Source organism: Novosphingobium sp. CF614, from assembly GCF_900113255.1.
Lineage (GTDB): Bacteria > Pseudomonadota > Alphaproteobacteria > Sphingomonadales > Sphingomonadaceae > Novosphingobium.
Window position 1 is genome coordinate 149,954 of sequence record NZ_FOOR01000001.1, and the last position, 16,285, is coordinate 166,238.

Genomic DNA, 16,285 nt, shown 5'->3' on the forward strand with positions numbered 1-16,285 from the left:
GATCAGTTTTCCTTTGTCTGCATGCCGCCAATGTGAAAAGCTGCGCGCGGCTGGATCGGAGCAGGGCTCCGGAAAGCAGGGGGCAGCATGAAATTCATCGTCGCCATCATCAAGCCGTTCAAATTCACCGAGGTGAAGGAGGCGCTCGCCGCGTCGGGCGTATCGGGACTGACAGTCACCGAAGTCAGCGGCATCGGACGCCAGAAGGGCCAGACCGAAGTCTATCGCGGGGCCGAATACGTCTCAAGCATGCTGCCCAAGCTCAAGCTAGAACTGGCTGTGCCCGACACGCTTGAGGACAAAGTCGTGGAGGTCATCCTCCAGTCCGCCAACAACGGGGAAATCGGGGACGGCAAGATCTTCGTGTTCGAACTCGCCGACGCGGTGCGCATCCGCACCGGCGAGCGGGGCGAACTCGCGCTTTAAGTATCCGTCCGGGCCACCTGAAAGCCGGCGAAGGACTGGTTTACCGGCATGATCTCCAGCGCGTTGATGTTCATGTGCGGTGGCAGCGAGGCCACCCACAGGACGGTCTCGGCGATATCGGCTCCGGTCAGCGGGTTCACGCCGGCATAGAGCTTGTCCGCGGCCATCCGGTCGCCCCCGTTGCGCACCAGCGTGAATTCGGTTTCGACCATTCCGGGCTCGATCGAGGTGACACGCACGCCGGTGCCCGAAAGATCCGAACGCAGGCCAAGCGCGAACTGGCGCACGAAGGCCTTGGTGCCGCCGTAAACGTTGCCGCCGACGTAGGGATAAGTCGCCGCGACCGAGGAGAGCATGATGACGGCCCCCTTGCGCGCGATCAAGACGGGCAGCAGCTTGTGGGTCAGCGAGGCCAGCGCAGTGACGTTGGTTTCGATCATCGTCTTCCAGTCGCCGAGGTTCGACTGCTGCGCCGGCGCGGCGCCGAGCGCGAGACCGGCGTTGTTGACGAGGCAGTCGATGCCCGCGAAGCCTTCCGGCAGCGCATCCAGCGCCGCGTCACGCATCGCCTCGTCGCGCACGTCGAACACGCAAGGGTGAAAGCAATCCGCGCCCAGATCGTCCACCAGCGCCCGCAGGCGATCGGCACGGCGTCCGGTGCCGACGACGCGCCATCCCGCCCCGGCGAAGGCACGCGCGCAGGCTTCGCCGATCCCGGAGGTGGCGCCGGTGACGAGTACGGTCTTCATCGCTGCTGGTCTCCTTCAATCGGCTGACAGGACCGTCACGTCCATGCGGAAACCGCGCGCCGCGCCGGGTTCCAGTAGGACCACCCCGGGCTTGTCCCGGAAATCGCCGGCGAAGCCCGCCGGGTCGGCATGGCCCTGCCAGGGTTCGATGCACAAATACGGTGCGCCCGGCTTCTGCCAGATGCCCAGCATCGGCGTGTCCGGGAAGGCGATGGCAAGCTGCCTGCCGCCGGGCGTGCCAAAGGTCAGCGAGCGGCTGTTCAGGCCGTCCCAGATCATCGCATCGGCTTCGAACAGCGATGCATCGAGCGCGAGGTGGTGCCCCTCGACCGGGGTCGGCACCGGCTCGGGCAGGAGCAGGCCGCTTTCCGCATCGATGCGGCGGATCGGCTGCGGCTCGGGCTCGGCGAATGCAATCACGTGATCGGCCTTCGCGGCCCCGCCTGGCAGCGGCCAGGCGAAAGCGGGGTGAAAGCCGATGCTGAACGGCAGCGGCGCCGCGCCGGGATTCCGGACCGTGGCCGCCATGTGAAGCGTGGCCCGGTCAAGGCGGAAGCCCATCTCCAGCTCGAATGCGAAAGGATAGGCCCCTCGCGTCTCGTCGCTATCGCGCAGCCGCAAGCGCGCATGGCTTTCGCCGGTATCGACCACCTCGAACCGCGAATGACGCGCGAAGCCATGCTTGGGCAGCGCGTACTCCCGCCCGTCCAGCCGGTAACGCCCGGCATTGAGACCGCCGACGATCGGGAACAACAGCGGCGCATGGCCCGTCCAGAACGCCGGATCGGCATCGGTCATGTACTCGCGCCCGAGCGCGTCCGTCAGCGACCATAGCTCGGCGCCGAAAGGATTGATCCGGGCGGTGAGTTCGCCGGAGGTGATCGCGAGCAGTTCGGTGTCAGCTGTCATGTTCCAGGTCCATTTCTCGCCGCGAGGCGATCGGAGAATGGGCTACGGCGAGTGCCGAAACAAGTTGAACAGGGATGGAACCTTCCCACGCCGTGGAGCATCGACTGGCTCTGGACGAGCGGGTCTTGTTTCGGACGTCGGGTTCCTCACCCTAGCCCCGGAGCACCGCACCCAGCTTCGCCGCCGCCGCCGTCACTTTGTCGGTGATCGCCTTGAGGTCCGCTTCCTGATAGCTCTTCTCCAGCGGCTGGAGCGTGACTTCGAGCGCCAGCGACTTCTGTCCTTCCGGCACGCCCTGCCCCCGGAAATCATCGAAGAGCCGCGCGGCGGCGATGTTCGCCTTGTCCGCGCCTTGCACCACGCGCACCAGGTCCCCGGCCGGAAGACCGGCGGGCACCAGGAAGGCGTAGTCGCGCGTCAGCGCCTGCAACGCCGGCGGCGCGTAGTGGCTGCGCGCGAAGCCGGCGGCACCCTTCCTGCCGGGGATCGCGTCGAGGTAGAGTTCGGCCACCGCGACCGGGCCCTCGACATCGAAATGCTTCGCCACCTGGGGATGCAGCATGCCGAAACGGGCGAGCACGTTCTTCGGGCCAAGCCGCAGCGTCGCCGACTGGCCGGGGTGGAATTGCGGTCCGGGCCCAAGCGCGTCAGGGATCATGACTTGCAGCTTTTCGACCGGAGCACCCGCCTCGGCGAGAAGCGCCAGGACTTCGGCCTTGGCGTCATAGGCATCGAAGGGCGCGGCCTTGCCGGTCACCCAGCCGCGCGGGGTCTTCTCGCCCGCCAGCACCAGGCCAAGGGTCAGCCGCTCGTCGCTTGTTCCGGCCTCGCCGCGCAAATAGCGGCGGCCCACTTCGAACAGCCGCAATGACGAAGCGCCACGATCGAGATTGCGCCTGGCCGCCGAAAGCAGTCCCGGCAGCAGCGAGGGGCGCATCGCCTTCATATCCTCGCTGATCGGGTTCGACAGCAGCCACAGGCCGCCGTTGCCGGGCGCGAACACTTCGGCATCGGCTTCCGGCAGAAACGACCATGTAACCGCCTCATGCAGCCCGCGCGCGGCGGCGGCGCGGCGCACGCGGCGCTCCAGTTTCTGGGCAGAGGTGGCGGTCGGCCGGGCGACGCCGTCCGCGCGCGGCAGCGCGACGCTCTCCACCTTGTCGAGCCCGTGGATGCGCACGACTTCCTCGACGATGTCCGGCGCGCCGTCGATATCCGGGCGCCAGCCCGGGACGGTGACCGCCCACTCCTCCTCCCAGTTCGCTTCCTCGCCCACCACCGTGAAGCCGAGGCTGGCGAGGATACGCTTCTGCTCGCCGGGCTCCACCCGCACGCCGCCGAGTTTCTCGACCAGCGCGGGCGCGAAGTGGACGATCCTGGGCCTATCCGGCGCCGTACCCGCGCGCATCACTTCCGAAGCTTCGCCGCCGCACAGCGTCTGGATCAACTCGGTCAGGTGGGCAAGGCCGGTGTCGAGAAAGCCCGGGTCGATCCCGCGCTCGAACCGGCTGCGCGCGTCCGAGGTGAGGTTGAGCTTGCGTCCGGTCGCGGCGATCCGCTCGGGATCGAAATAGGCGATCTCGAGCAGGACATCGGTGGTCTCCTCACCGCATCCCGAATGCGCGCCGCCCATGATCCCGGCGATGTCGTGAACCCCGCCGTCATCGGCGATCACGGTCATGCCGCTGTCGAGCGTGTAAGTCTTCTCGTTGAGCGCCGCCACGGTCTCGCCATCCTTCGCGCGGCGCGCGACGACCGGGCCGTTCAGCTTCGCGAGGTCATAGGCATGCGCCGGGCGGCCATGGGCCAGCATCATATAGTTGGTCGCATCGACCAGTGCCGAAATCGGCCGCTGGCCGGCGGATTTCAACCGATCCTGCAGCCACTGCGGCGAAGGACCGTTCCGCACGCCCCGGATAACTCGGCCATAAAAGGCGGGACAGCCTTCGGGATCATCGGTCCGGATTTCGACCGGGCAAGGATAGCTGCCGGAGATATCCAGTGCCCCGATCGGCTGAAGCGTGCCCAGCCCCGCCGCCGCGAGATCGCGGGCGATGCCATAGATGCCCATGCAGTCCGGCCGGTTGGGCGTGACCGCCACCTCGATCACGGGATCGGCGCCATGGTATTCGGCAAAGGCCATCCCGACCGGCGCGTCCGCGGGCAGTTCGATGATGCCGTCATGGTCCTCGCCCAACTCCAGCTCGCGGGTCGAGCACATCATGCCGTTGGATTCGACGCCGCGAATCGCCGACTTGCGAAGGACGAGGCCGTTGGCCGGAACCGTCGCGCCGGGCAGGCCCAGCACGCCGACGAGCCCCGCGCGCGCATTGGGCGCGCCGCAGACCACCTGCAACGGATCGCCTTCGCCGGTGTCCACGGTCAGCACCTGCAGCTTGTCCGCCTGCGGGTGCCTTTCAGCGGTCAGCACGCGCGCCACGCGAAAGCCGGAGAGCTTCGCCGCCGGATCCTCGATGCCCTCGACCTCGAGGCCGATGGCGTTGAGCCTGGCGGCGACCTGCTCGACCGTCGCTTCGGTTTCCAGGTATTGCTTCAGCCAGGAAAGCGAAAATTTCATGTCCTGCTTCCTTCCGCTCAGACCGGCATGCCGACGCCGCCCGAAAGGGTCGGCACGTCGAGGGCGGAGAATCCATAGTGGGACAGCCAGCGCACGTCGCCGTCGAAGAAGGCGCGCAAATCGTCCATCCCGTATTTCAGCATGGCGAGGCGATCGACGCCGGTGCCGAAGGCGAAGCCCTGCCACGCGTCCGGATCGAGCCCGCCGGCCTCTATCACCCGGCGGTTGACCATGCCCGATCCCAGCACTTCCATCCAGGCATGGCCCGGCGCGTCTCCCGAACCGCCGACCACGCGGCGGCCGCCCTCGTTGGCGTAGCCGACGTCGACCTCGACCGAAGGCTCGGTGAAAGGGAAGTAGCTGGGGCGCAGGCGCAGGACGATGTCGTCGCGCTCGAAGAAGGCCTTGAGGAACGTCTCGAGCGTCCACTTGAGGTGCCCCAGGTGGATGCCCTTGTCGATCACCAGGCCTTCGATCTGGTGGAACATCGGCGTGTGCGTGGCGTCGCTGTCCGAACGGTAGACCCGGCCCGGCGCGATCACGCGCAGCGGCGCGCCTTGCGCCAGCATCGAGCGGATCTGCACTGGCGAGGTGTGCGTGCGCAGCAGCATCTCACGCCCGCCTCCGTTGCGGTCGGGGAAATAGAAAGTATCGTGCATCGCGCGCGCCGGATGGCTTTCGGGCATGTTGAGCGCCGTGAAGTTGTGCCAGTCGTCCTCGATCTCGGGACCGGTGGCGACGGCGAAGCCCATGTCGGCGAAAATCTCGGCCAGTTCGTCCATGACCTGTGAGATCGGATGGACCGAACCTTTCGGCGCTTCGGGCGCGGGCAGCGAGAGGTCGATGGTCTCGGCGGCGAGACGGGCATCTAGCGCGGCGGCTTCGAGCATGGCTCTGCGCGCGGCAAGCGCAGAAGTGATTTCGTCCTTCAATCGGTTGAAACGGCTGGAAACGAACGGCCGATTTTCAGGCGGAACGGTTCCAATCAACTTCAGCCACTGACTGACTACACCTGCCTTACCGAGGCTGGCTATCCGTTCCCTCTCCAGATCGACGAGCGTTCCCGCTTCCTCAATCGCTTGCAATATTTTGCGCCGCGTGGAGTGATACTGTTCGGACGTGACGCCCAAATCAAGGATCTCGTCCAGCTTCCTGAGTTCTACGTCTTCCATAATACCTCGTCATTCCCGCGCAGGCGGGAACCCATCTCCTGCCCTATCCCCTGACAATCCGGTGCGATGACAGAGGATCGAAGCCCCAATCCACCGCCAGATCGCGCCAGTCCGGATTCGCCGCTTCGATCAAGGCAATTTTCCAGGCACGATTCCACTTCTTGATCCGTTTCTCACGAGTGATCGCGTGCTCCATTGTCCCATGCTGTTCAAACCAAACGAGGCGGTGGACGCCGTAGTCCTTCGTGAAGCCGTCGATCAAGCCTTCCCGGTGCTGATGCAAGCGCCGCAGCAGATCAGACGTGACACCGACATAGAGTGTACCTTGGCGGTGCGAAGCCAGGAGGTAGACTGTCGGCTGAAACGTATCCCGCATCCGCACCCTCCGAAGATGGGTTCCCGCCTGCGCGGGAATGCCGAAATCAAAGGGGATATTCACGTTACGCGAAAAGGGCGCGGACGGCACCCGCCATCCACGCCCCATTATTCGCGCCTAGAAACGAAACCTTCGTGTCGGCGTGATTACGCCGGCAGCGCCGCCTTCGCCTGCGCGATGACGGCGGTAAAGACCCCGCCCTCGTTCATCGCGAGATCGGCCATCGCCTTGCGGTCCAGCTCGATCCCGGCGAGCTTGGCGCCGTGAATGAACTGCGAATAGGTCAGGCCCTCGGCGCGGACGGCGGCGTTGATGCGCTGGATCCACAGGGCGCGGAAGCTCCGCTTCTTCACCTTGCGGTCGCGATAGGCGTACTGCCCGGCCTTCTCGACGGCCTGGCGGGCGACGCGGATGGTGTTCTTGCGGCGGCCCCGATAGCCCTTGGCCTGGTCCAGGATCCGCTTGTGCTTGGCGCGGGTGGTGACACCCCTCTTGATACGGCTCATGTGCTAGCGCTCCTCAGTTCAGCCCGTAGGGCGCCCACTTCTTGATGACCTTCGCGTCAGCGTCGGAAATCACTTCAGTGCCGCGATTCTGGCGGATGTACTTGCCGTTATGGCTGATAAGGCGGTGGCGCTTGCCGGCAACGCCGTGCTTCACCTTGCCGGTGGCGGTGAGCTTGAAGCGCTTCTTCACACCGCTCTTGGTCTTCAACTTGGGCATTTTCGTCTCCTTTTCAGGGACACGTCCGGTCAGCCCTGGCAGCCCTTTTCGCCAGGCCGACCCGCGAATCTCTTGAAAGACCCAACCGTGTCGATTGAAGGGCGCGCCTTTAGTGCGGGAAAGGCGGAAAGGCAAGGGCCTCGAACGGTTGCCGGCCGGTCCGGCGCAGCCAGTCGAGGAAATCGCCCCCCGCGATCATCGGAGATTTCGGCGGCAAGGCCAAGCGCCACCGATAGGCCTGCGCGCGCATCCGGCTGCCCCCGTCCATCCGCACCGGCAGCCAGACGCGCCGGTATTCGATGCCCTCGTAGCGGTCCAGCAGCACCAGTTCACCGGACGTGAGCATGAGTTCGCACAGGGTCCCACGCACCCGCGCGGCCGACCGCGCCGGCACCAGCGCCGGAAACCAGCCCCGGCCATCGCGGACGGCGAACAGCCTGCCGGGCACGCAGGCCGGCTCCGCGCGCGTCAGCCTCGCCGCGATCCACCGCGCCATGCGCGTGCCCGCCAGCGGCTGCAGCGTCCCGTAGACGAAGAGGCGCACGGGCTGCCGCACACCGGGCTCAATGATGGCAGGCAAGTGCTTCCACGACGTCTTCCAGCCGCGCCGGGTCGCCGATCGCCAGGACGTGACCGTCGGACCGGGCATTGAGCGGATCGCCGTTCCAGTCGCACATCGTCCCGCCGGCCCCCTCGACCACCGGAACCAGTGCCGCCCAGTCATGCAGCTTCAGCCCCGCCTCGCAGACCAGGTCGATCTGCCCGCTGGCCAGCAACCCATAGTTGTAGCAGTCCCCGCCCATCATCATCCGCCGATGATCGGTGCGTGCCGCCAGGGCCATGAAGTGCGCGCCCTGGTGATCGTCGAAATACTGGGGGCCGGTGGTCGCCAGCATGGCTTCCGACAGTTCCCGGCACGCACGGGTGCGCACCTCGCGGCCGTTGAAGGTCGTGGCCCGGCCGCTTGCGCCGATCCATCGTTCTCCCAGGATCGGCTGGTCGATGATCCCCAGGACCGGCCAACCATCGACCAGCAGCGCGATCAGCGTCCCGAAGATCGGCCGTCCGGCAATGAACGAGACGGTGCCATCGATCGGGTCCAGCACCCAGGTCCGGACGGAAGACCCCTCGTCCGTGCCGAACTCCTCGCCGATGATCGTGTCGCGCGCGGCTTCCGCTTTCAAAATCCGCCGCATGGCTTCCTCCGCCGCCTGGTCGGCGATCGTCACCGGGGTGGCGTCGGCCTTGCGCTCGGCGCTCAAGCCGTTGCGGAAATAGGGGCGAATCGCGTCCCCGGCGGCATCGGCAAGCCGCAGCGCCAAGGCAATGTCCTGTTCGATCTTCATGGCCGTCCTGTGCCCATCCGCGCTCGTTTTGGTCAAGGCGCCTCTCAACAATCGCACAACAATCGTGTGTTGTGTGAAATATGGTGGGCAACCACATGTCCATGGGGGTTTTCTGCCATTGCGGCGCCTCGCCTCGAACCGTAATGCAGGCTTTGGGGACAGCGGCAAGAGTGGGGGCATGAACCGAAAAAAACGCCCGGCTGTCGATTCGTCGATCGCGCCGGAACAAGGAGTCACGAAAGACGGGCAACCCCTGTCTTACAATCGCGCTCCGGCGCCTGATCTGGCGCCCTGGATCGCACGCCTCTATGTGACCAAGGTTGTCGCGCCGGATGACTACGTGCTGTCGTGCGGCCTGTTCAACGATACGGCCTGCGTGCGGATACAGCTCGCCGGAAAGTGGACGGCCCAAACTGCGACCGGACCCGAAGCGTTCGAACGCGCCGCGCTGTTCTTCGGCCCGCAATCGAAGCGCATGCCGATCACCGTGACCGGCAGCTTCATCAGCGTGGGCATCTCCATCCGCCCGGGGGCCTGCACCGCGCTGCGCGGACCGCGGCTCAGCGATTTCATCGACCGCCTGATCCTGACCAGCGCCGTGACCATTCCCTGGGAAAAGGTCTTGGAGAAACTCGAAACGGACGCCACGCCCGAGGAATGGCTGCGGACGATAGAGAACCTGGTGCGAAAACGCGTGGACCACATTGGCCGCGTGGAGCCCGATCCGATTGCCTCCCGCTTTGAGGAGATCACGTTCAGCAACCCCGGCATGACGGTGAGCGAAGCGGCCCAACTATGCGGGGTCGAGCGCCGCAAGCTGGAGCGGATCGTCAACCGCGACTTCGGCATGCCGCCCAAGCAGGTCCTGCGGCGGGCCCGCGCGCTCGACATGGCCAGCCACTTACGGGGTGTCGCCGATTCGGAGGAAGGCGAGGAGATGGTGCTTCGCTATTACGACGAAAGCCACCTGATCCACGAGTTCACCGAATTTTTCGGAATGTCGCCGCGCCAGTTCGTGGCGACGCCGCAGCCCATCCTTACGCTCGCGCTCGAATCGCGGCAGGCACGGCGGCTGGAAGCGCTTCACAGGATCGAGCCCGGCCAGGCCAGGCCCTGGGAATAGGGTGGAAGCCCCCGGGCCGCCGAAAGCCGGCGGCCCCGTCACGTCAATCGAACAGGCTGGAAACCGAACTTTCGTCGGCAATGCGGCGGATCGCCTCGCCGATCAGGGGGGCAATCGTCAGGATACGGATACGATCGGAATTCTTGGCCGCATCGGTCGCCTGGATCGAATCGGTGATGACCAGTTCCTTCAGCGCCGAGTTGCTCACGCGTGAGACGGCGGCGCCCGACAGCACGCCGTGGGTGATGTAGGCGGTGACGCTGGCGGCGCCCTCGTCCATCAACGCCTGTGCGGCGTTGCACAGGGTGCCGCCCGAATCGATGATGTCGTCGATCAGGATGCAGGCCCGGTCCTTCACGTCGCCGATGATGTTCATCACCTCGGACTGGCCCGGACGATCGCGCCGCTTGTCAACGATGGCCAGCGGCGCGTTATCGAGGCGCTTGGCGAGCGCGCGGGCGCGGACCACGCCGCCCACGTCGGGCGAGACCACCATCAGCGATTCGTCGCCGTACCGGGCCTGGATGTCGGCCGCCATGACGGGAGCCGCGAAGAGGTTGTCGGTCGGGATATCGAAGAAGCCCTGGATCTGGCCGGCATGCAGATCCACCGAAAGCACACGGTCGGCGCCCGCCTCGGTAATCAGGTTGGCCACCAGCTTGGCCGAGATTGGCGTGCGCGGCCCCGGCTTGCGGTCTTGCCGCGCGTAGCCGAAGTAGGGCACCACGGCAGTGATCCGCTTGGCCGACGCACGGCGCAGCGCATCGATGCCGATCAGCAGTTCCATCAGGTTGTCGTTGGCCGGATAGCTGGTCGGCTGGACCACGAAGACATCTTCGCCGCGCACGTTCTCGTGGATTTCGACGAAGATCTCCTCGTCGGCGAAACGGCGCACACTGGCATCGGTAAGCGGAAGTTCAAGATAGCCGGCAATCGCGCGCGCGAGCGGAAGGTTGCTGTTGCCGGACATGATCTTCATCGCGAATCCCCAAACGGCCGAGGTTGCTGGCTCAGGCGCCCGCCTCTAGCCATGAGTCATCCGATTGCAATAGAGCGCGCGAAGGTTTTCACCGGCGGGGCCATGACCGCGCGCAGCCCTCCCCCACCCCGGAGCGCATTGCCCGGGATGGGGGACGATTTCAGATCCGGTGTTCGCCCTTGATCCAGCGCACGGTGCCCGAGCTGGCGCGCATGACGACGCTTTCGGTGGTCATCTTGCCGCCCTTGAGCCGTTTGACGCCTTGCAGCAGCGAACCGCTGGTCACCCCGGTCGCCGCGAAGATGCAGTCGCCCTTGGCGAGTTCCTCGAGCTTGTAGACCTTGTTGAGATCCTCGATTCCCCACTTGCGGGCACGCGCCCGCTCATCGTCGTTGCGGAACAGCAGCCGGCCGTTGAACTGGCCGCCCACGCAGCGCAGCGCCGCAGCGGCAAGCACCCCTTCGGGCGCGCCGCCCGATCCCATGTACATGTCGATCGTGGTGTTCTCGTCGGTCACCGCGATCACGCCGGCGACATCGCCGTCGCCGATCAGGACGACGCCGCAGCCCAGGCCGCGCAGTTCGGCGATGAGATCGGCATGACGCGGCCGGTCGAGCACGCAAACGATGATGTCTTCGGGCTGCACGCCCTTGGCCGCGGCCACGGCCTTGACGTTCTCGGTCGCGCTCTTGTCCAGATCGATCACGCCCTCGGGATAACCCGGGCCGACGGCGATCTTGTCCATGTAGACGTCGGGCGCGTTCAGCAGGCCGCCTTGTTCGGCGGCGGCCAGCACCGCAAGCGCGTTGGGGCCGGCCTTGGCAGTGATCGTGGTGCCTTCGAGGGGATCGAGCGCGATGTCGATCTTGGGGCCCTTGCCCGGCGCGCCACCGACCTTCTCGCCGATGAACAGCATCGGGGCCTCGTCCCGCTCGCCTTCGCCGATGACGACCGTGCCATCCATATAGAGTTCGTCAAAAGCCTTGCGCATGGCTTCAACAGCGGCATGATCGGCGGCTTTCTCGTCGCCTCGCCCGATCAGGTGCGAAGCGGCGATGGCGGCAGCTTCGGTGACACGGACCATTTCGAGGACGAGAACGCGGTCGAGTACTTTACTTGCGGGAGTCGGTTTGTCGGGCATGTTCACTCCGGATTAATCCTGGGAGGAAAGGTTCAGACCGCTTAGACAGAGGAAATCGAATTGTCGAGAAGCTGGTCGGTTGTTTTCGCAATTGCAGCAATAGTGTCCGCTCCAGCGACCGCGCAGACGGCTGCTCAAGTCAGCGACGAGGACCGCGCCATCGCCGAAAGGATGATCCGTGGCGGGGTCACGCCCGACACCTCGCGAAGCCGCTGCTTCAAGACGATCAGGCAGGGCGAGATCGTGGTCTGCGCCCCCGACGAGGATGAATTCCGGGTCAAATCGACAGGCGATGAGGATCCCTATTCCGCCCAGGCCCTGAACGATGGACGGCCGCACGCGCCCGATGTAAGCGGCCTTCCCGATTGCCGCCCGGGCAGCCGGAAGGGCTGCATCGGCATCGGCAGCGTGCCGCCGCCGGTGTATCTGATCGATCTCTCCTCCATCCCGCTGGCCCCGGCCGGCTCGGATGCCGACAAGATCGCGAAAGGCGAAATACGCGCACCCTGACCGGGGCAGGGCCGGAAGAATACGAAGGCCGGCCGCGGCGTCAGCCCTCGATGATCTGCATCACCAGCGGCCGCGCGGTCAGGCTGTCCGACCCATCGAGGATGCGCATGGCCTCGGTCACCGCGCTCTCCGGTCCTTCGTGAGTGACGATGGCGAGGATCACCTCGCCGTCGTCGTCGGGATCGCCCTTCTGGATCATGCTCTCGATCGAGACATCGGCATCGCGCATGGCGGCGGTGATATCGGCCAGGACGCCGGGACGATCGGGAACCGTGAAGCGGATATAGGAGCGGCCGACACGGTGTCCGGTCGGCGCCGGCTCCATCGCTTCGAGTTCGCCCGCCGGCATCGAGAACGCCGCGCCTTTTTCCCCGCGAGCAATGTCGATGATGTCGGCCACCACCGCGCTGGCGGTCGGCCCGTCGCCGGCCCCGGCACCCTGGAACAGCAGCCGGCCCATGAAGTTGCCCTCGGCGACCACCGCGTTGGTGGCGCCGTCGACATGGGCAAGCGGATGGTTGAACGGCACCAGATGCGGCCGCACGCGCTGGAACAGGCGCGAGCCGCCGCCGTTGCGGTCGATCTCGGCCATGCCGATCAGGCGGATGACATAGCCCAGCGCCCGCGCCTGCTCGATATCGGCGGCCTTGACCCGTGAGATGCCCATTGTCTCGACCGCGTCGAAACGCAGGCGCGAACCGAAGGCGATCGCCGCCAGGATCGAAAGCTTGTGCGCGGCGTCCACGCCCTCGATGTCGAAGGTCGGGTCGGCCTCCGCATAGCCCAGGTGCTGCGCTTCAGCGAGCACGTCGGCGAAGTCCGCGCCCGTGTCCTCCATGGTGGAGAGGATGTAATTGCAGGTGCCGTTGAGAATGCCGTAGACGCGCTCGATCGCGTTGGCGGCGGCGCCTTCGCTCAGCCCTTTGATGACCGGGATACCGCCGGCGACGGCAGCTTCGAACTTCAGCGCCACCCCGGCCACTTCCGCGGCGGCGGCAAGTTCCAGGCCGTGATGCGCGATCATCGCCTTGTTCGCGGTAACCAGGCTCTTGCCCTGGGCGATCGCGCCGCGCGCCAGCGTCAGCGCCGGTCCGTCGGAGCCGCCGACCATCTCCACCACCACGTCGACATCGCCGCGCGCGGCCATCGCCGCGGGGTCGTCTTCCCAACTATAACGGGAAAGATCGACGCCCCGGTCCTTGCCGCGATCACGCGCGCTCACCGCGGCAATGCGGATCGGGCGGCGGGCACGACGCGCGATCAGTTCCGCGTTCGTCTCGATGAGACGGACGACGCCGGTCCCGACGGTTCCCAGACCAGCAAGCGCGATATTGAGCGGTTCAGCCATTATGCTCCCTTTCGGGAGCGCGCCCTAGGCCAGCCGCCGGCGAATTTCCAGCGCCTTGACGACTATCCCCGGGGCGCGGCCCGAGGGCGGGCCCGAGGCGGGATCGTCACGACAAGTTGCGTTCGCACACGCCCAGTTCTCCCAGCACCACGCGGTAATCGGCCTCGGCCTGCATTCTCGCGGCGTAGCCTTCCGAGACATTGACGCCGGGCGGCAATGTGTTCGGCAGGAAACAGGCGAGACGATACCATTCCAGCGTGTCATGCTGCGGCGGATTGCCGACGTCCGCGACGAGCTCCGAAAACGAGACGCCCCACGCCGCCGGCTGACCGGGATCGTGCCGCACCGTGATGGAGGCCGCCGAGCCATCTCTGGTCGTCAGAAAGATCTGCGTCTCGCCCTGCCCGGCCAGATTCCCCGGCACATAGAGCAGTTCGCGTACGCCCGTCACCCGCGCCGGCGCGTCGGGCGAGACCAGAGACTTGAGGATGCCGCGCAGGCGCGCCTCGCCTGACGCGCTCCACGGCTCCTGCGCGACGGGCGTGACCAGCTGCAGCTCGCCGGGCCGACCGGGCACGGCGCGAGCGAACAGGAACACGGCCTGCTTCTTGAGCTTCGGCGGCTTGCCCCGCGCATCGAGCGGCAGGTCGACGAGATACTTGACCGATTCGCCGAGCGGCGCGTTGCCCGTCAACAGCGCCTTGGTCCTCGCCTCGACATAGAAACGACCATGCCCCGGCCGCCTGCCGGGCGCCCGCTGGTCTTCCACGCGCATCACTTTCATGACTTGCGCGACGATCACCAGGCCGGCCGAATCGGACAAGTCGGCGATATCGGCATAGGTCGCCTGCGGGGCGCTTGGAACACCGGCCTGCGCGTGGACGGGAAGCGCATGAAATGTAAACGTTGTCCCGATCAGAGCCGCCATGAGGGGATTCGATTTCAAGGGCATGAAGGACAATCTCCGTGGAAATGCCGAGCGTTATACGCCGCGATGGGCCGGGTACAAATGATCCCCGGACGATTTCGCCAGACCTGCCCTGAATCGCCCGTTAACCTTTGCCTCGCGGATAAGGCGTTGCGCAGGGGGGGCATCGCCGCTAAGGAAACTCGCAAAATGGGGCAAAAATACAAAAATGCCTCACGGTCTGCCGGCCCGTCGCTTGTTTACGGTTGGCGGATTGTCAGCCGTCAGGGTGGGTAAATTCGATTTTCGTCATGGGCTCCGCTTCCGGGGAGTCCATGGGCGCCTTTGGACTTGTCCGCTTTGGACTTAGCCGGGGCTTGGTAATGGAGTGATGCGTCTGAATGGCTTACGCTGACCAGCAAATGAGCGGCAACAAGATTACCGCGCTTGTCATTGTCGCCTTGATCCACGTCTTCGTCGGCTATGCGCTCGTCACGGGTCTTGCCTATGAGGCGGCGAAGAAGGTCATGCAGAAAGTGACCACGGTGGACATCAAGGAAGAAGAGAAGAAGCCCGAGGAGCCGCCACCACCGCCTCCGAAGGAAGATACGCCGCCGCCACCCATCGTGGCGCCGCCGCCGCCGATCAACATCGCCCCGGCTCCGCCGCCGGTGCAGACCGTGATTACCCCGCCGCCGCCGCCGCCTCTGGTGGTCCCGACGGCCGCCCCTCCGCCTCCGCCGCCGCCCCCGGGCCCATCGAAGGCCAGGAGCGCGTCGCCCAAGGGCCAGGGCAACTGGGCCGGCCGTATTCAGGCCAACTACCCGACCCGCGCCGCGCGCGAGGAACGCGAAGGCCGTGTCGGCGTTCGTGTGACGATTGGACCGGACGGCAAGGTTTCCGCCTGCTCCGTCACCAGCTCAAGCGGGAGTCCCGATCTTGATGCGGCGGCTTGCGACGGCATGACCCGTTACGCGCGCTACAATCCCGCGCTGGACGATGCCGGGAACCCGACCACCGGGTCCGCTTCGACGGCGATCGTGTACAAGCTTGATTAACTTGACGGCTCGGCCGGTCCCGCGGGTTCCGGCTATATCCTGCATTCTTCTTGAGAGGTAAATCGCATGCTTATCGTTGATATCCTTGCCGCTGCCGGTGAAGCCGCGCCGCAGAACAAGTTCGGTTTCCTGGAAGCCCTCGAGCAGGGCGGCTTCATCGCCTATGCAACCGTAATCATTCTGGGCGTTATGTCGTTCGGCTCGTTCTACATCCTGTTCACCAAGTGGTTCGAACAGTCGAAGATTCTGCGCCAGTACCGCGAACTGCGCACCAGCTTCTGGAAGGCCCCGACCCTGCGCGAAGGCGTCACCAAGCTCGAGAAGAACAGCGCCTGGCGCCAGCTTGTCGACGATGGCATCTCGGCCGAGGACCAGCACGCGAAGATGACCGATTCGCTCGAAGCGCATGATTGGCTGCATGGCTCGCTCGCCCGCTCGGAAGCGACCATCAACGCCCGTCTCGCCTCGGGCCTGCCGTTCCTCGCCACGGTCGGCGCGACCGCGCCGTTCATCGGTCTGTTCGGTACGGTCGTCGGCATCTACCGCGCGCTCATCGCGATCGGCATCGCCGGTTCGGCCTCGATCGACAAGGTCGCCGGCCCGGTCGGCGAAGCGCTCATCATGACCGCGCTCGGCCTGCTCGTCGCGGTTCCCGCGGTGCTCGCCTACAACTACCTGCAGAGCCGCAACAAGCGCATCGCCGAGCTGCTGACCGGCTTCTCGAACGACGTCCTTGCGAACATCAATTCGAAGGGCGCCGTCAAGCCCGCGTTGACGTCCGCACCGGCCAAGCCCGCCGCGGCTCCCGCCAAGCCGGCTGCCGCTCCCGCCAAGCCGTAAGGAGCACGGGCCAGCGGAACCGGTCCACCCGGCTCCGCTCCCGCCGGGGATTCGGGACTGCGGCAAGATGCATGCGCAAGCCGCCGTCCCACCCCAGGGC

The 16,285-nt window shown here is 65.9% G+C and carries 18 protein-coding genes; 5 read left to right on the forward strand and 13 right to left on the reverse strand.

All coding sequences use genetic code 11. The features are described 5' to 3' along the window. Positions 1–87: 87 nt before the first annotated feature. Positions 88–426: a P-II family nitrogen regulator gene (locus BM052_RS00665; RefSeq protein ID WP_091142059.1), complete on the forward strand. Its 339-nt coding sequence runs from the start codon at positions 88–90 to the stop codon at positions 424–426. Here the strand turns inward: BM052_RS00665 and BM052_RS00670 are convergent. The 9 genes from BM052_RS00670 to hisN all read right to left on the reverse strand — a co-directional run bounded on the left by BM052_RS00670 (position 423) and on the right by hisN (position 8,279). Continuing rightward, a complete protein-coding gene (locus tag BM052_RS00670; RefSeq protein WP_091142061.1) occupies positions 423–1,175 on the reverse strand; it encodes an SDR family NAD(P)-dependent oxidoreductase in 753 nt (250 codons plus the stop codon). The two genes, BM052_RS00665 and BM052_RS00670, sit on opposite strands and share 4 nt — an antisense overlap. A 15-nt stretch (positions 1,176–1,190) precedes the next feature. Then, positions 1,191–2,084, reverse strand: coding sequence for an aldose 1-epimerase family protein (locus BM052_RS00675; RefSeq protein ID WP_091142063.1), 894 nt, complete (start codon positions 2,082–2,084; stop codon positions 1,191–1,193). Between the two features lie 151 nt (positions 2,085–2,235). Beyond that, positions 2,236–4,662 (reverse strand): phenylalanine--tRNA ligase subunit beta, encoded by a 2,427-nt coding sequence (pheT, locus tag BM052_RS00680; RefSeq protein ID WP_091142064.1) that lies wholly within the window; start codon positions 4,660–4,662, stop codon positions 2,236–2,238. Positions 4,663–4,679: 17 nt separating this feature from the next. Further along, positions 4,680–5,834 (reverse strand): phenylalanine--tRNA ligase subunit alpha, encoded by a 1,155-nt coding sequence (gene pheS, locus BM052_RS00685; protein WP_091142066.1) that lies wholly within the window; start codon positions 5,832–5,834, stop codon positions 4,680–4,682. A 43-nt stretch (positions 5,835–5,877) separates the two neighbouring features. Beyond that, positions 5,878–6,210: a GIY-YIG nuclease family protein gene (locus tag BM052_RS00690; RefSeq protein ID WP_091142067.1), complete on the reverse strand. Its 333-nt coding sequence runs from the start codon at positions 6,208–6,210 to the stop codon at positions 5,878–5,880. Positions 6,211–6,356: 146 nt separating this feature from the next. Continuing rightward, on the reverse strand, positions 6,357–6,716 hold the full coding sequence (gene rplT / locus BM052_RS00695) for a 50S ribosomal protein L20 (RefSeq protein WP_091142069.1): 360 nt from the start codon (positions 6,714–6,716) through the stop codon (positions 6,357–6,359). A 13-nt stretch (positions 6,717–6,729) separates the two neighbouring features. Further along, positions 6,730–6,933, reverse strand: a complete 204-nt coding sequence (gene rpmI, locus BM052_RS00700; RefSeq protein WP_091142070.1) for a 50S ribosomal protein L35 — start codon at positions 6,931–6,933, stop codon at positions 6,730–6,732. A gap of 109 nt (positions 6,934–7,042) precedes the next feature. Then, positions 7,043–7,513, reverse strand: coding sequence for a gamma-glutamylcyclotransferase family protein (locus tag BM052_RS00705; protein ID WP_255405867.1), 471 nt, complete (start codon positions 7,511–7,513; stop codon positions 7,043–7,045). Then, entirely contained in the window at positions 7,497–8,279 is a 783-nt protein-coding gene (gene hisN, locus BM052_RS00710; protein WP_091142074.1) for a histidinol-phosphatase, read from the reverse strand. Before hisN ends, BM052_RS00705 begins: the two co-directional genes overlap by 17 nt. On the opposite strand from hisN, the gene BM052_RS00715 reads away from it, so the two are divergent. After that, positions 8,278–9,402, forward strand: a complete 1,125-nt coding sequence (locus BM052_RS00715; protein WP_255405868.1) for a helix-turn-helix domain-containing protein — start codon at positions 8,278–8,280, stop codon at positions 9,400–9,402. The two genes, hisN and BM052_RS00715, sit on opposite strands and share 2 nt — an antisense overlap. Positions 9,403–9,445: 43 nt before the next feature. Here BM052_RS00715 and BM052_RS00720 read toward each other — a convergent pair whose 3' ends face one another. After that, positions 9,446–10,381 (reverse strand): ribose-phosphate pyrophosphokinase, encoded by a 936-nt coding sequence (locus BM052_RS00720; RefSeq protein ID WP_091142077.1) that lies wholly within the window; start codon positions 10,379–10,381, stop codon positions 9,446–9,448. 160 nt (positions 10,382–10,541) lie between these two features. Then, positions 10,542–11,522 carry a class II fructose-bisphosphatase gene (glpX, locus tag BM052_RS00725; RefSeq protein WP_091142079.1) on the reverse strand — a complete coding sequence of 327 codons (981 nt, stop codon included), beginning with the start codon at positions 11,520–11,522 and terminating at the stop codon, positions 10,542–10,544. Between the two features lie 102 nt (positions 11,523–11,624). Between glpX and BM052_RS00730 the strand changes: the two genes are divergently transcribed. Next, on the forward strand, positions 11,625–12,032 hold the full coding sequence (locus BM052_RS00730) for a hypothetical protein (RefSeq protein ID WP_255405869.1): 408 nt from the start codon (positions 11,625–11,627) through the stop codon (positions 12,030–12,032). Positions 12,033–12,072: 40 nt separating this feature from the next. Here the strand turns inward: BM052_RS00730 and BM052_RS00735 are convergent, their stop codons facing one another. Together BM052_RS00735 and BM052_RS00740 are read right to left on the reverse strand one after the other, a co-directional pair. After that, positions 12,073–13,380 (reverse strand): homoserine dehydrogenase, encoded by a 1,308-nt coding sequence (locus BM052_RS00735; RefSeq protein ID WP_091142080.1) that lies wholly within the window; start codon positions 13,378–13,380, stop codon positions 12,073–12,075. A 106-nt stretch (positions 13,381–13,486) separates the two neighbouring features. Beyond that, complete coding sequence (locus BM052_RS00740; protein ID WP_255405870.1) at positions 13,487–14,308, reverse strand: hypothetical protein; 822 nt, start codon at positions 14,306–14,308, stop codon at positions 13,487–13,489. Positions 14,309–14,688: 380 nt separating this feature from the next. On the opposite strand from BM052_RS00740, the gene BM052_RS00745 reads away from it, so the two are divergent. Continuing rightward, positions 14,689–15,345, forward strand: coding sequence for an energy transducer TonB (locus BM052_RS00745; RefSeq protein WP_091142083.1), 657 nt, complete (start codon positions 14,689–14,691; stop codon positions 15,343–15,345). 66 nt (positions 15,346–15,411) lie between these two features. After that, positions 15,412–16,185: a MotA/TolQ/ExbB proton channel family protein gene (locus tag BM052_RS00750; protein ID WP_091142085.1), complete on the forward strand. Its 774-nt coding sequence runs from the start codon at positions 15,412–15,414 to the stop codon at positions 16,183–16,185. Positions 16,186–16,285: the final 100 nt, after the last annotated feature.